We start from the raw sequence: 15,092 nt of genomic DNA, 5'->3' as shown, positions 1-15,092 counted from the left end.
ATCGGCTTTTGGTTCAAGTTCGTTTACACTAAGCGCCAAATATAAAAGGTGAATGTCATGCTTAAAAACCTTTGCCATCATTTACTTGGCGTAGTTTCGGTTACAATTTATTTTATCAACACGGTCATCTGGGCCACCCCCATTATTTTGTTGTCCGTGTGCAAACTAATCCCTGTCAGGCTGTGGCAAACGTTCATCACCTATCTGCTGGATAGCTGCGCCACTGCATGGATCGGCGTAAATAACCTAAACCAGCGGTTGTTAAGCAACACAACATGGCATGTCAACGGCCTCAGCCAGCTGACTCCTCATGACTGGTACCTGATTATTGCCAACCACCAGTCCTGGGTAGATATTCTGGTATTACAGCGCATATTCAACCGCCGCATTCCTTTTTTAAAGTTTTTCCTTAAAAAAGAACTTATCTGGGTACCTATTCTGGGCCTGGCATGGTGGGCACTGGATTTCCCCTTTATGCGCCGGTACACCAAAGCTTTTCTTGCCAAGAATCCGCACATGAAAGGAAAAGACATGGAGACTACCCGCCGGGCGTGCGAAAAGTTTCAGTATAAGCCTGTCAGTATCATGAACTTTGTTGAAGGTACCCGCTTTACAAAGGCTAAACATGATGCCCAGCATTCACCCTTCACACACTTACTTAAACCCCGCGCCGGAGGCGTCGCGTTTGTACTTTCAGCGATGGGCGATCAACTGCATAAGCTTATTGATGTCACTATCGATTATCCTAACGGTGTTCCCTCTTTCTGGGACTTTGTTAGCGGAAAAGTAAAAGAGATCCGGGTAGAGGTAATGGTTACCCCAATCAAAGATATTATGGACGGTGGCTTTTTCAGCGATACGTATTTCTCAGACCCAGAGCAGCGAGAGCGATTTCAGCAGTGGCTGAACAGCCGCTGGACCGAAAAAGACCAGTTACTGACAACACTAAAATCTTAAAGCGCCATGTTTAGAGTAGTACTTGCCCCTTTAATTTTTCTTATTCACACCCCGCTACAGATTGCTAATTTAGCACTTTGGGCATCGCTGATTATCGCCTTTGGGTGTCTTAAGCTCATCATCCCAATCAGACCCTTTCGCCGGATGCTGGCCAATGTGATGCATTTTTGCATGTTCGCTTTCGGTAAAATTAGTGTCGCTATGATTTACCTGTTTAATCCGATAAAAATAGAAAGGCAATTCAGCGCGCCTGTATCTTTACAAAGCTGGTATCTGATTGTGGCCAATCATCTCAGCTACCTTGATATTATCCTGTTGATTGAACTTGCCGCCGGTCGCATTCCTGCTCCGAAATTCTTTTTAAAGAAAGAGCTTATCTGGCTGCCGTTTGTGGGCCTGGGCGCATGGGCCCTGGATATGCCATTTATGCGTCGTTATTCACGGGCGTTCGTGGCTAAGCACCCTCACCTGGCAGGCAAAGACATTGAAACAACCAAACGCTATTGTCAGCGTTTTACTGAAACACCTACCACGGTAATTAATTTTGTGGAAGGTACCCGTTTTACGCAGGCCAAGCATGCTTCCAAAAAAAGCGATTATGTGGCGCTACTGCCACCTAAGGCCGGAGGCATCGCGTTTACCATGGCTACAATGGGTGATCTGTTTACCAACATTCTTGATATTTCTTTGCTGTACCCTGATAACCGCAAGCATCCCATGATGGCTATGCTGAGTGGGCAGATGAAACGCATTATCATCGATGTCAATGTACTGGAACTGCCGTCACAGGCAAAAGGCGATTACTTTAAAGATGAACAGTTCAGAGTGGGTTTTCAAAGCTGGCTGAATGAATTGTGGCGGGCAAAAGACCAGCGTATCAAACACTTTTTGGAGAAATAGTTTGGATTTCAGTGAATCAGCCAGAGAGCTATTCCTCACCGTAGTACATAAACTGCTGCCGTCGGTAACACCCGATGATGCCATTTTTAATATTATCGCAGTAGGTACCATTTTTGTTACCGCTGCGGTTATTTACGTTCCAATTCGTGTCCTGTTCCGCCTGTATATTGAGCGCCTGGTTAAACGCACACGCAGTGGCTGGGACGATGCGCTGCTCAATCATGGCTTTTTCCGCCGACTGGTGCACCTCGTACCCGCGCTGGTAATTTTCCTGCTTACCCCTGTGCTTATTGAACAGGATGGTCTGCTGTATGGGGTAGTGATTAAAGTATCGCTGCTTTACATGATGGCGGTTGCACTACTGACAATCTTCGCCGTACTGTCCACCCTGGAAGACATGTACAACGCTTCTTATCTGGCCAACCGTACGCCCATTACCGGCTTTATTCAGGTGGCCAAATTAATCTTCACTATTATTGTTTTGTTGTTGTGTATCTCAATCCTTATTGAGCGCAACCCGCTGTTTATATTATCCGGTGTGACTGCCCTGGCGGCAGTACTGTTGTTAATTTTCAGGGACACTATTCTTGGTTTTGTCGCGGGAATACAGATTGCGGCGAACCGCATGTTTAAAAACGGGGACTGGATCCAGATTACCAAGTTTGAAGTGGATGGTGAGATTCGTGAAATCGGCCTGACGAACGTTAAAGTGCAGAACTGGGATATGACAATATCTACCTTGCCCACCTACTCGCTGACCAACGAAGCGGTCAAAAACTGGCGAGGCATGCAGGAGTCAGGTGGACGCCGTATCAAGCGTGCTATTCATATTGATATCCACTCGGTACGCTTGTGCGATAAAGAAATGCTGGACCGGTTTTCAAAGATCCGCCGCCTTACTGATTATATCGACGGTAAATTACAGGAACTCAGAGAGTACCATCAGGATGAGGCGATCGATGAAACAGATTTGCTTAACAGCCGAAAGCTCACCAATATTGGCACTTTCAGGGCTTATCTCACGGCTTATTTAAATCAACACCCTAAAGTAAATCAAACCATGTCTGTGATGGTTCGCCAGCTTCCACCTAACGAACTGGGCATTCCTCTTGAGCTATATTGCTTTTGTACTGAAAAAGCCTGGGTAAGTTATGAAGCAGTGCAGGCAGATATTTTTGATCATGTGATGGCTATGCTGGATGTTTTCGACTTGCGCGCTTACCAGCGTGATAGTCACCTGCTGGCATGGAACGCTAATCGGGCCATGCCTGCCAAACAGTATGAGAGCACGCCAGCTTTGACAGCCGACCACAGCGGCGCTGATTAGTAAGCGTCGCCGAATAGTATCAGGCCAGTGCGTAGCCCATAAGCAGGCATACCACCAGGCCTGATACACCAAAGAAGCCATATTCTATTTTGTGTTGCATACCTTTTGCACCACTATCGCTTCCCATAAAGCCCATAATGATACTGGTCATGCCCAGTACAAACGCCAGCAAGCCAATACCAAAGCCCAGGGCGCCCATCCATTCACTCATAATTTACGCCTTATATATTACACCAGCACTATGATTACGTGTGCTGCTAACTTGTTCAAATTGATGCTTTATTATGCATCATCGAACAACATTTTAGTAATTCTGATTAGAAATTTTTGCGCTTTATTGTGCTGGCTCAAAAAACCATAATTTAGCCAAATAAACTAAACAATAGTTACTGCTAACCTCCGTCAATCTCAAAATATACGCAACCCAATGATTTATAAGGATAAAAACTTATGGCATGCACTGTGCTGAATATTAACCAAGTATCGTATTGAATAAACATCTGATTTGTAAAAAGGAAATGCAATGAAATTACGCGCTTTAGCTTTAGCTGTATCGACATTACTCACCACCTCTGTCATGGCTCATAATGACGAATGTGATGTAAACCTGCATGGTAACCTTGAATACAACAAGAAAATGATCACGGTTGAAATGGACAGTGGCAGTGTGATGACAATTGCGCCGGACAACCAGCTCACGATCAATGGCGAAGCTGTCACGCTGAACGATGATCAGCAGCAATACGTTGATGACTACAGAACAGCGATTGATGAAGCCGTACCGATGACGGTAAATCTGGTCTCTGACAGCATCGATTTGGCCGGTACCGCGGTGGGAGAGGTATTCGGCGAATTACTTGGCCCGGATGATGAACTGGTCCGTGACTTCCAGGGTACGTTAAAAGAAATGCGTGGTGAAATGGAGCATCATTTTTATACTGAAGATGGCAGCATCCGGGTGTCGGGTAACGATTTTGAAGATGACGGCTGGTTTGATTCTGCATGGGAAGATAAATTTGAAGATCGCATCGAGGATATGGTGAGCGAAGCGACCGGCAAACTATTGGTTGCCATCGGTTCGCAAATTGTCAGTGGCGATGGTGATATGGATGAGTTTGCAGACCGGATGGAAAACTTCGGCGAAAACCTTGAGGAACGTCTCGAGACGCAGGCCGAATCAATCGAGCATCGGGCTGAAGGCCTTTGTGAAGTATTACGCGAAGCTGATATCGCCGAAGGTAAAATGCAAAAATCAATTCCGGGGCTGGATGAGCTGGACTTAATCAACATTAAGCGCCACAGCAACCGTATGTAAAAGTCTGTGCTAGGATAGGTGCCAACATTCTTTCAGGCACTTATTGGCAATGACAGCACTTACCCTCTGTGGTTGTGGCTGGCTGGGAAAACAGCTGGCCACTACTGCATCTTACGATAAAATTATCGGCACTACGCAATCTGAAGAAAACTTTTCCAATTTGCGCCAGTTGGGCGTAACCCCGTATTCCTTTCGCCTTGGCGATGACGCATCACAGCTATGCGAGGCAGCCAAACAGAGCACGGTAGTACTGAATATTCCACCGGGTGCACGCAAAAAACCGCTGGACCCGAATTTTGTCCCCCGCATGTGTGCGCTCATCGACCAATTCTTCGAGCAAGGTGCTTCAGCGCTGATATTTATCAGCACGACGGCAGTGTATGGCGATGACGATAAGGTGGTGACAGAAAATACACCGGTTGCGCCTGTGACGCCATCGGGTAATGCGCATGTTGAGATAGAACAACATCTGCTTTCAAAGTATCCGGACCGCTCTGCCGTATTCAGACTGGCCGGGCTTGTAGGTCATGGCCGTCACCCGGTTCGGTTCCTGGCAGGCAAGCAACTTGATAAGGGCGAGCAAGTAGTAAACCTGGTACACGGTGATGATGTTTGCGCCGCCGTACATCAGTGGATTGCCCGTCCCGAATTTGGTGTTACCTATCACTTATGCAGTCAGAAACATCCTAAAAGAGGTGATTATTATCGGGACTGCGCGCGAGAATATGCTTTGGCAATGCCCACATTTAATGAAGGGTATGAATCGCTTACCGCCAGTGGAAAATGCATAAATTCGACGGCGAGCTGGCATCGATTAGGACTGACGCCAGAATACGCCAGCCCCTACGATATGATTTAGCTGAACATGGACGACAGGCTCGCATAAAGCGAGATATCGAAATATTTAAGACACACAGTGTTGATGAAAATAACCAGCAGTATTACCGGAATGAATGTACCTAAAGAAATATCCACATAACGCTCAAACAGGCTGCCTTTGTAGTTTGGTGCCCCCTCGTGAAGTGCCTCATTGAAGTTGTGGCGCTTCCAGCGATAGATAACAAAGATACAAATCAAAAATCCGTTGAGCGGTAAAATGGTGTCATAAAACACATCATAAATAACATCAAAAAACGACTTTTCAGCGCCGGCGTAACTGGTAAATGAGGTAAAGAAGTCTACAAAGCCAAATGACAATGCGCAGAAACAGCCAAGAATGACCAACAGCAGGCCAAGAATGCCCAGCGCTTTTTTACGGCTCACCCCTTTCTCGTCCATCAGTGCGGCAACCGGCACCTCAAAGATAGATACCAGCGAGGTGATAGCAGCAAAGAAGACCAACAGGAAAAAGAGACTGGCGACAATCGATGCGCCCAGGTAACCAATACTGGTTTGCAATGCCAGGAAGATTTTCGGCAGAAAAGTGAAAATCATACCAATAGAAGAATCACTTAATTCAGCTGGGTTGGTATCCGGGTTGAACGAGAAGATGGCAGGCAGAATCATCAATCCGGCTGTAAACGCTACAGCAGTATCGGTGATGGCCACCAGCTTCGCTGAGTTGGGTACGTCTGCTTCTTTTGCGATATAACTACCATAGGTGATCATAATTCCCATGCCCAGCGACAGAGAGAAAAAGGCCTGTGCCAACGCGCCGTTGATGACCGAAGCGGTAATTTTGCTGAAGTCAGGAATAAGATAAAACTCGACACCTGCCATCGCGTTGTCGCGGGTCAGAACGAAGATAACCAGCAGCAATAACATGATGAATAATGAAGGCATCAGCAATTTAGCTGCCTTCTCAATCCCTTCTTTAACACCGCCCTGAAGGATCAGATAGACCACGGCTGCCACACCGGCCATATAAAGGAATATTTTGGGGGAGTTAATGAAATTACCAAAGGTATCAGGATTAGCCAGGACATCGAGATCACCGGTGACGGCTTCAAACAAATAGCCAAAAATCCAAACCGTAATCACCAGATAAAAGACCGCAATCATGAACGGTGTAAGGATGGACAACCACCCCGCTATTTTCCAGCCTGGTTTATTACCACTAAGCTGGTTGTAACTTCCTAACGGGTCTTTTTGCGCGTGACGACCGACCGTCATCTCCGCCAACATCACAGGTAAACAAATAGCAAAAACAAATATGGCGTACATCAATAAAAATGCACCGCCGCCGTTTTTCGCTGCTCCTACCGGAAACCCTACAAGATTACCAATGCCAACGGCCGATCCTGCTGCAGCAAGAATAAAACCGAGGCGCGATCCGAACTGTTCTCTGGCGCCGCTCATATACAGCTTCCCCTCAACGTTTGTTATTTGTTGTTTTAATCGCCCGGCTTATTGTTTTATTGTTCAGGGCCCGCAGCCACGGTGTCTTCGCACCTACGACAGGGTTCCTTAGCCAGACGGTTCAAAATGGTAACAGCAGTCAATACAAAAGTCTTGAGTTATAGCGCATTCTGACGAGGGGTAAGCGTATCACCAGGTTACCACTTCATGCTCCCAGTCCATAAAGTATGGACTCTGGTCAGCGCGAAGCTCTGGCAGCAGCGACAAAAGCTGGGAGACCGTAAACTCGGGAGAAAACAGTTTTTCGGGTTTAACATTACGTTGGAAGGGCTCCGATAACGCGGTATCAACGGTCCCTGGGTGATAACTGAGTAGTGTTGTGGACTTAGCTCTGCGTGCGTATTCCACCGCAGCGGTTTTTAACAGCATATTCAGCGCAGCCTTAGATGCCCGGTATCCATACCAGCCACCCAGGCGGTTGTCACTTATACTGCCCACCCGGGCGCTGAAACAAACAATCTGGCTGGGCTGGTCGCTCATTCTGTCCACCAGATGTTTCAGCCACAGTGTCGGCACTACACTATTCACATGAAAATAGCGAAGCAACTGCTCATTATCAATATCCTCCAGCCGCTTTTCAGGCTCTACCTGCAAGCCATCTACCTCGCCATGCAATATACCCACAGTGCTTATGGCGAGGCGCACCTTTTGGTCCTTAGCATCCAGCGACTGGCAGAATTCGTGAATGGCTTTTTCATCGTCGGTACGAATATTCTGACAGGTAACATTGTCTGCAAATGTTGTGGACTGAGACTTTCGAGACAATGCATAGATGGTTGTGTCCGGATAGTTATCTGACAACTGTCGAACAAGTTCGTGGCCTATTCCGCCGGATGCGCCAATCACAATAATCACATCACTCATGCTTACCTCCGCATTCAGGGCCACGTTTCTGTCCGGTCAGCCAGTAAGAAATTTTATAGCGGTGCTTAGCAAATGCCAGATACGCTTTGTCGGCCACGTGGCGCACTACAGGCCATCTCAGCGGTGCGTATAACCACCCTTTACCCACTTTTTTCCAGGCTGCATGTGTCGCATCAAGGCCTTCAAGAAATGTTCCGTCAGGTAATTTAACGTGGATGCGGTTGTTCAGGTCATCCCAGTTCAAATCCGGGTAACGCTCGCTAAAATCTTCCTGCTGAATATCCTCGTACTGAATAATATTATCGTCATCATGATTTCGCAGGTGGCGCATTTCGGCACGGCATAAAGGACAGTGCCCGTCGTAAAAAATTATCATATCCGGCACATTTTTGAGAAATTGAACCATGTTATACGAATTAATTATTTGCCCGGATGACTTGTGAAGGATTAGCTTAGCCTCCACGTTCAGCATAGAGATAACAGGAGGGACAAAAATGGCAAATATTCAACAGGCAACATTAGGCGGCGGCTGTTTTTGGTGTATCGAGTCAGCGTTTAACAGCGTTGAAGGTGTAGAAAGCGCATTGTCAGGCTATGCCGGCGGTGAAACCGACGATCCCACCTACAAATCAGTGTGCTCTGGCACAACCGGCCACGCTGAAGTTGTGCGGGTTAACTTTGATGCTGACAAGCTGAGCTACCGTGAGGTGCTGGAGATCTTTTTTGCACTGCATGATCCAACGCAAATAGACCGCCAGGGTAATGATGTGGGGCCGCAGTATCGCAGCGTTATTTTCTATCATGACGATGCCCAAAAAACGCAGGCTGACGCCATTATTGATGAAATTAATCGTGAAGAAATCTGGCCAGACCCGGTCGTCACTGAAGTTGTTGAAATTAACAACTACCACCAGGCTGAGGATTATCATCAGGATTATTTCAAAAATAATCCCCAAAACCAGTATTGCGCAATGGTGGTAGCACCGAAGCTGGCAAAGTTTAAAAAGACATTTGCGGAAAAGCTGCGCAAATAATGCTTATCCTTTCGCCTGTTTTTGAAACCAGGCAGCCTTAAGTGGTGTCGAAAACAACAACGGTGCCATTGCTTCATAACGGCTTTGATTACTCTGGCACTGCACATTTTTCATATAGTTAACTTTCCAGGGGTCGTTAATAAGCCATAACGTCCCCTCCATTACCGTTATCCCCTCAATTGACGCGTTGTCCATCATCTCTTCTGCTTCGCAATCCTTACTGCCTGTTTCAGCATAAAATCGCATAGGGACCTTGCGTGGGGCTTTTTTGCCATCCGGGTCCAGTATCCACAATACATCGTCATTTCGTGCCATCGCCAGCAAGTAGCCCTGGTTGTGAGGCTCATGATGATAATACTCCAGTGCATTGAAAGGATGATTGCCTCCCTGCCACTGAGGCATCCGGATATCCGGTTCGCTCACCGCTATAAAGTCTGTCGTTTCCCAGAAACCATCATCCATTACAACACTGAAAATTCGTGGCATACCTTCAGCGTCTTTCTCCAGCGCAAGATAGAGAGTATTGTTTGCACCCAATGCCATGCCCTCAATGCCATCATTAGGGAAATCGCCGACCTTCATTTCGCGGGAAAACTGCAGTGGCCGCACCCGCGACATATACAAATCCCCCTCGCTGGTACGTTCAATACGCACCAGCAATGTGGGATAGTCGGTGGAGCCCGTTTCTTTGTAACGCTGCTGACAGCGCGCCGAGAGCGCACCAGTACGAGTAGCATCTTCTGTAACGGTATAAAAAATATCAGGGTCCTGCGGGTCGGCGACCAGGGCTTCCAAATCAGGCTCATCGGCCAGGTAGTTTGAAAAACAGCTTCTTCTTACACGACTACCGATGCGCATTTCTTCTTTTTTGGGCAACAGTGACGCGCTGGCAGGATCGATAACATGCAGTCGGCGTTGTTGATCAGGTTGCGCACTGCCATCTGAAATAGACACCAGTTTACCCTGCCAAACGGATAACCCCGAGGTTTGAGGGTCCTGCATGATTTTCCCGTCAGATTCCCGTAACCAGCGACCTTTTGCCGATACTCTCTGGTCGTCTGACGATTGCACAACAGTCTGCGCGTTATCGACGTCTGGCTCAGAACACGCAGACAGAATAAAAAAGCTGACAATGATAACCGATGCGCGAAAGTTCATATGACCCTTAAAACTAACCGTTCTGGAAAACAGTGATCATCGCCTTTTTCTCGATAACACACAAGTCAGTCACAAAAATGTCATGGACCGGCACCTTCTAAGCCCTTTCCCGTTGAAATTTAGTAACAAAATTAACGCGATTGTCAGGTGACAGCACTGCTGATCTGACGGTAAGCTTCCGTAACGAAACACTATCTATCATTCAGGAGCCAGCTATCAGCGACACAAGCCTCCCCAGCATTGTAGCCGGGCCCATTTTGCGTCACGTCACTGAGCGGTCAGTGACAGTGTGGTTAATTACTTCCCGCGATAATCCGGCCCGTTTATCAGTGACAGATGATGCGCCATTAAGCGGTAGTTCTGAATCGCAGCAGATACAGGTTGGCAAAAACGCCTTTATACAGCTGGTAACTCTTGAGCTAGAGAACCCACTGACACCAGGAGGCCGTTATGAATATGGCATCAGGTTTGATGATGAGCAAATAAGCGCGCAGTGGGAGCAGGAGCAAAGCACATTACTTTATGAGGATAATGCCCGGCTGGATTTTCGTTTTCAGACTGAACTGTCGGATGTGCTACACGGCTCCTGTCGCAAACCACACCATCCGGTTGATGATGCATTGTTGCGCGTTGACCAGCTCATCGAGCAGGAAAAGAAGGGCCAGAACACGCGCCCGGACATGCTGCTGATGACTGGCGATCAGGTTTACTGTGACGATGTTGCAGGCCCTATGCTTCAGGCAATCGAGCAGGTTGTTGACAGACTGGGACTTTTTCACGAAGACATTGAAGGGGCGGTTATTGAAAATACCTCAGAACTGTCTGGTCATGAATTTAACTACTACCAGCGCGAAAACATTTTACCGCAGATTGAGCTCAATACAGCATTATCTAAACTGTTTTTCGGCGCAAAGAAAAAACCTGTTTTCACATCTGTTAATGCCCATAACCATCTGATTTCCCTATCAGAAGTTATCGCAATGTATATCCTGGTTTGGTCAGACGCCCTGTGGTCAGAGATTCGTTTTGATGCAACGCGCATCACTGAGGCCCACCGCGAACAGTTTTCGCAGGAACAGGAACAGATTGAAAAGTTTGCTGCGGGCTTACCGCAGGTCAGACGCGCGCTGGCGCATCTTCCGGTATATATGATTTTTGATGATCATGATGTCACCGATGACTGGAACCTGACACGCGGCTGGGAAGAACAGGTATACGGAAACCCACTATCCCGAAGAATGGTTGGCAATGCCCTGATTGGCTACTGGTTATGTCAGGGGTGGGGAAACCAGCCGGGCGTGTTTGAGGATATCGTCGCAACGGCATCTGAGCAGTTCACCGCAAATGGGTTGGTAAGGCACGATGAGTTTATTGATACATTGTTTGAGTTTGAACAGTGGCACTACACATTAGCGACGTCACCACCAGTGTGCGTGCTGGATACGCGGACAAGACGCTGGCGATCAGAGTCCAGCCTGGATAAGCCTTCCGGACTGATGGACTGGGAGGCATTATGCGAGTTTCAGCAAGACATTATCGGCAAACAGTCGGTTATAGTGGTATCAGCGGCGCCCATTTACGGCGTAAAGTTCATTGAGGCGATTCAAAAGGTATTCACGTTTTTCGGTAAAGCACTGACCGTAGATGCTGAAAACTGGATGGCACATAAAGGCACTGCAAATGTCATTCTGAACATCTTCAGGCATTACAAAACTCCGCCTTCATTCATTATTCTTTCCGGCGACGTACATTACTCGTTTGTTTATGATGTCCGGCTGCGATTCAGGCGAAACAGTCCTCACATCACGCAATTTACTTGCAGTGGTCTGAAAAACACCTTCCCAGATAAATTACTGAAAAAACTGGAGACGCTCAACCGATGGCTGTATGGCCGTCGTTCTCCATTAAATATGTTTACCCGACGTAGAAAAATGTCGGTGCGTGCAAGGGAAATCGATACCAAAGGAGCCGGTACGCTGTTAAATCACAGCGCAGTGGGACAGCTTATTTTGAATGCTAACGATGAACCGGCGGTTTGCAGGGCTTTGTGCGCAGACCAAGACACGATAGAATTTCCGCCAAACCGTGACGACGAATAAATTTAAAAAGGTAACATGATGAGCGAACCTGCCCTTTCTATCGGCTTATTTTACGGGTCGACCACCTGCTACACAGAGATGGCAGCGGAAAAAATACAGGCGCAACTGAACTCGCTTTTTGATGAGCAGATCGTCAGCCTCCACAATATTCAGGATGTGAGCCTAAAAAATTGCGAAGACTACGACATTATCATTTTTGGTATTTCCACCTGGGATTTTGGTGAACTACAGGAAGACTGGGAGTCTCACTGGGAAGATGTATTTCAACTGGCGTTAGAAGATAAGATTGTTGCCCTGTTTGGCTTAGGCGATCAAATTGGCTATACCGACTGGTTTCAGGATGCCCTGGGCATGTTGCATGATGCGATTGCGCCCAGCGGGTGCACAATTATTGGTTACTGGCCCAATGAAGGATACGAGTTTGCCGCCTCCAAGGCGCTCACCCAGGATAAAAGTCAGTTTGTGGGGCTGAGTCTGGATGATGAAAATCAGTACGATCTGACAGATGAACGCATCCATAACTGGTGTCATCAGCTAATAGAGGAAATGGGTCAGTAGTGAATCAGCCAGGGCGACTACACCGTGAATATTTTCGTAACGGCCCCTCGCACCGGGATGGCGCAGATGTCAGTTTTCAGGATATCCGCAAGCTGTTCAACTTTTCCAGTATTACTATAGGCCGCTGGGTAACTGCGGCAGAACAACAACTGGCGGCCAATCTGTTTTTTGATGCGCTGTATGATCTGGCGGATATTCTACAGGTCAGAGAGCCGGTAATCTCACTTAATGGCTCTCTGGCACTGGCGTTTGGCAGTGGCGGTCAAAAACATAGCAGTGCACACTATAATAGCCAGAAGCGGCAACTGGCTTTAGCGAAAAATGCCGGCGGCGGTGCGCTGGCCCATGAATGGTTTCATGCTTTTGATCATTATATTGCCGGTAAGGTATTTCCCGGCCTGGATCATGGCCACTTTGCCTCTCAGGCATGGGTAGACGATGCACCACATACCGCGCACCCGCTAAATAACCAGTTGTGTGCCTGCTTTGAAACGCTATTTTTAGATCAGGGTGGATCGCCCAGCGCCTATCTGAAGCGATCTATAGAAGCTGATCGCGCGTTAAAAATGTATTATTATGCTATGCCGTAGGAGATGGCAGCCCGAGCCTTTGAAGCCTGCATTCAGGATCAGCAGATTAAAAATGCCTTCCTGGTGCAGGGCACAAAAATGTCCACAGAGGCTAGACTTGGCATTTATCCTCATGGTAATTTGCGAGCTGAGGCGAACCAGCGCCTGATGACGTACTTCTATCAGCTGGGAATGGCGATAGCCCGAAAGCCTACCTGACGGCGCAAAGAACAGAAAAAAGTGGCTGCAGGCCAGGAACAAGTGTTAAACAGACACACAAGTTTTGACAAAAAGGTTAAAATCTTTTGTTACAAGCAGTATACTAGTGTGTTCAAACTGTAGAGAAGAAAGAATACAAGATGAAAAGAAAAAAGCATACATCTGCTGAGGACGAAGCTCAGGTTGACATGACGCCCATGTTGGACATTGTGTTCATCATGTTGATCTTCTTCATTGTTACCACGTCTTTCGTTAATGAGAAGAGCCTTGATGTTAATCGTCCTGAAGATAATCAGTCGAATAACAACAAACCTTCCAAGTCGCTTTCAATTCGTATTGACGAAAATGGCCAAATTTTCATGGGTGGTCGTGAAGTTGACGTTCGCCGCGTTGTTGCCAATGCGCAAACGTTTCTGGCTGAAAACAATACTGATACTGCGGCTATTCAGGCCGATGAAGATACCGAAGAAGGTATCGTGGTTGAAGTGATGAACCAGGTTAAAATTGCCGGCATAGACAAAGTATCTGTACTGGTTAAAAAAGGCTGATATAGTCTTTTATCAATAATAAGTGGAAAAGCGCAGCATTAGCTGCGCTTTTTTTTGCTCAAAATTCAGGTTCATCTGGTATTTCATCCCCGCAACGCTTAAAATCAAAGCAGTTTATATTTTAAACACTCTTACAACGACGATTAAAACACTGAGTGTCATGGAGCAGTTATGAAAGCAGTTAAGCAAGGGATCCTCTCTGCCGCACTTGCGCTTACCTCAATATCAGCAGTAGCCGGCCCTTTCTACATCAGTCAGGCGGCTGATTTTAACGCCTATATTATGGAAGACATGCAGGGGGCCCACTCTGATGTCGAAGGCCGTCTTGCTGTTGGCGGAAACCTTACCCTTGATAATTATGGCCTGGGCCTGCAGCTGAACGATCAGGGCAGCAAACCGGTTTTCGTCGGCGGCGGTGATGCGAAAATGCGTGATTCGCGGGTATATAACGGCGATGCTGTTGCCGCAGGCACTATTGATATTGATGAGACCGTTGGGCTCTACAACGACCCTGATACGCACAATACCAATGCGTTTTATCAGGACAGTAGCTTTGATTTTGCTACAACCAACGCTGAGGTGTTGTATAAGTCTTCACTTTGGGGAGCCTATAGTGCCAACGCCCAGGTAGAACTTGGCATTAACGATGCCAACGAGCTGTGGGGTATTAACTTCAGCGGTACAAGCGATGTAAATGTCTTTTCCATCGATGCGCAGACCCTATCGTCTCCGAATAAGAAAATCACCATTGATATTCCGGATACCAGTTACGCCATTATCAATGTTATGGGTGAGGCCGTAGAGCTGTTTAATACTGGCTTCCATCTGCCGGATGACCAGAAATTTCCTGACAATGATTCTAATGGTGAGCAACAAGATCGCCATACCGGATTGTATAACGAACGGGTATTATTCAACTTTGTTGATGCTACGTCGCTGGTTATGAACGGCATCGGTTTCAAGGGAAGTATTCTTGCGCCGTTAGCTGATGTGACCTTTTCAGACGGGCACATCGACGGCAATTTGATTGTTAAAAGCCTGCGCTCGGCTGAAAATCAAAATACCGGTCAGATTAACAACTATGGTTTTTCAGGGTTCACCTCGGTCAGCGAGCCTGCTACCGGTTTAGTGCTGGCATTTGCTGCCTTCTTACTGACACGGCGCAGAAAGAAAACCGCTTAGAAAC

Annotated in this window: 15 protein-coding genes and 1 pseudogene; 11 read left to right on the top strand and 5 right to left on the bottom strand. The window is 47.2% G+C overall.

Annotated elements, in window-relative coordinates; translation table 11 throughout:
• Positions 1–57: 57 nt before the first annotated feature.
• Genes FBQ74_RS02965 through FBQ74_RS02955 form a run of 3 tightly spaced genes read left to right on the top strand, consistent with a single transcriptional unit; the run spans position 58 to position 3,184 of the window.
• Complete coding sequence (locus FBQ74_RS02965; protein ID WP_139755248.1) at positions 58–957, top strand: acyltransferase; 900 nt, start codon at positions 58–60, stop codon at positions 955–957.
• A gap of 6 nt (positions 958–963) precedes the next feature.
• Complete coding sequence (locus FBQ74_RS02960; RefSeq protein WP_139755247.1) at positions 964–1,857, top strand: acyltransferase; 894 nt, start codon at positions 964–966, stop codon at positions 1,855–1,857.
• A 1-nt stretch (position 1,858) separates the two neighbouring features.
• Positions 1,859–3,184 (top strand): mechanosensitive ion channel family protein, encoded by a 1,326-nt coding sequence (locus tag FBQ74_RS02955; RefSeq protein WP_139755246.1) that lies wholly within the window; start codon positions 1,859–1,861, stop codon positions 3,182–3,184.
• Between the two features lie 19 nt (positions 3,185–3,203).
• On the opposite strand, the gene FBQ74_RS02950 is transcribed toward FBQ74_RS02955, so the two are convergent.
• Positions 3,204–3,395 (bottom strand): hypothetical protein, encoded by a 192-nt coding sequence (locus FBQ74_RS02950; RefSeq protein WP_139755245.1) that lies wholly within the window; start codon positions 3,393–3,395, stop codon positions 3,204–3,206.
• Positions 3,396–3,707: 312 nt separating this feature from the next.
• Between FBQ74_RS02950 and FBQ74_RS02945 the strand changes: the two genes are divergently transcribed.
• The gene (locus tag FBQ74_RS02945; RefSeq protein ID WP_139755244.1) at positions 3,708–4,499 is read left to right on the top strand and encodes a DUF2884 family protein; all 792 of its coding nucleotides are present in this window, start codon (positions 3,708–3,710) and stop codon (positions 4,497–4,499) included.
• A 49-nt stretch (positions 4,500–4,548) separates the two neighbouring features.
• Positions 4,549–5,358 carry an NAD-dependent epimerase/dehydratase family protein gene (locus tag FBQ74_RS02940; RefSeq protein ID WP_139755243.1) on the top strand — a complete coding sequence of 270 codons (810 nt, stop codon included), beginning with the start codon at positions 4,549–4,551 and terminating at the stop codon, positions 5,356–5,358.
• On the opposite strand, the gene FBQ74_RS02935 is transcribed toward FBQ74_RS02940, so the two are convergent.
• The 3 genes from FBQ74_RS02935 to FBQ74_RS02925 form a co-directional block, all read right to left on the bottom strand.
• Complete coding sequence (locus FBQ74_RS02935; RefSeq protein ID WP_139755242.1) at positions 5,355–6,797, bottom strand: sodium-dependent transporter; 1,443 nt, start codon at positions 6,795–6,797, stop codon at positions 5,355–5,357. The genes FBQ74_RS02940 and FBQ74_RS02935 overlap by 4 nt on opposite strands.
• 189 nt (positions 6,798–6,986) lie before the next feature.
• Complete coding sequence (locus FBQ74_RS02930) at positions 6,987–7,721, bottom strand: SDR family NAD(P)-dependent oxidoreductase (RefSeq protein ID WP_139755241.1); 735 nt, start codon at positions 7,719–7,721, stop codon at positions 6,987–6,989.
• Complete coding sequence (locus FBQ74_RS02925; protein WP_139755240.1) at positions 7,714–8,097, bottom strand: thiol-disulfide oxidoreductase DCC family protein; 384 nt, start codon at positions 8,095–8,097, stop codon at positions 7,714–7,716. Before FBQ74_RS02925 ends, FBQ74_RS02930 begins: the two co-directional genes overlap by 8 nt.
• 118 nt (positions 8,098–8,215) lie before the next feature.
• On the opposite strand from FBQ74_RS02925, the gene msrA reads away from it, so the two are divergent.
• Entirely contained in the window at positions 8,216–8,755 is a 540-nt protein-coding gene (gene msrA, locus FBQ74_RS02920; protein WP_139755239.1) for a peptide-methionine (S)-S-oxide reductase MsrA, read from the top strand.
• A 3-nt stretch (positions 8,756–8,758) separates the two neighbouring features.
• Here msrA and FBQ74_RS02915 read toward each other — a convergent pair whose 3' ends face one another.
• A complete protein-coding gene (locus tag FBQ74_RS02915; RefSeq protein WP_139755238.1) occupies positions 8,759–9,913 on the bottom strand; it encodes a hypothetical protein in 1,155 nt (384 codons plus the stop codon).
• Between the two features lie 239 nt (positions 9,914–10,152).
• Here FBQ74_RS02915 and FBQ74_RS02910 point away from each other — a divergent pair, with 239 nt between their 5' ends.
• The 5 genes and pseudogenes from FBQ74_RS02910 to FBQ74_RS02890 all read left to right on the top strand — a co-directional run bounded on the left by FBQ74_RS02910 (position 10,153) and on the right by FBQ74_RS02890 (position 15,088).
• Complete coding sequence (locus FBQ74_RS02910; RefSeq protein WP_456300150.1) at positions 10,153–12,012, top strand: DUF7800 domain-containing protein; 1,860 nt, start codon at positions 10,153–10,155, stop codon at positions 12,010–12,012.
• Between the two features lie 18 nt (positions 12,013–12,030).
• Entirely contained in the window at positions 12,031–12,570 is a 540-nt protein-coding gene (fldB, locus tag FBQ74_RS02905) for a flavodoxin FldB (RefSeq protein WP_139757861.1), read from the top strand.
• Positions 12,570–13,358, top strand: a pseudogene (locus tag FBQ74_RS02900) (CLCA_X family protein). The gene fldB and the pseudogene FBQ74_RS02900 overlap by 1 nt, the downstream one beginning before the upstream one ends.
• A gap of 140 nt (positions 13,359–13,498) precedes the next feature.
• Positions 13,499–13,906: an ExbD/TolR family protein gene (locus FBQ74_RS02895; protein WP_139755237.1), complete on the top strand. Its 408-nt coding sequence runs from the start codon at positions 13,499–13,501 to the stop codon at positions 13,904–13,906.
• 171 nt (positions 13,907–14,077) lie between these two features.
• The gene (locus FBQ74_RS02890) at positions 14,078–15,088 is read left to right on the top strand and encodes a choice-of-anchor A family protein (protein WP_139755236.1); all 1,011 of its coding nucleotides are present in this window, start codon (positions 14,078–14,080) and stop codon (positions 15,086–15,088) included.
• The last annotated feature ends 4 nt before the right edge of the window (positions 15,089–15,092 follow it).

The organism is Salinimonas iocasae (genome assembly GCF_006228385.1).
In the GTDB taxonomy this organism is placed as follows: domain Bacteria; phylum Pseudomonadota; class Gammaproteobacteria; order Enterobacterales; family Alteromonadaceae; genus Alteromonas; species Alteromonas iocasae.
This window is presented reverse-complemented; position numbering and strand designations above follow the sequence as displayed.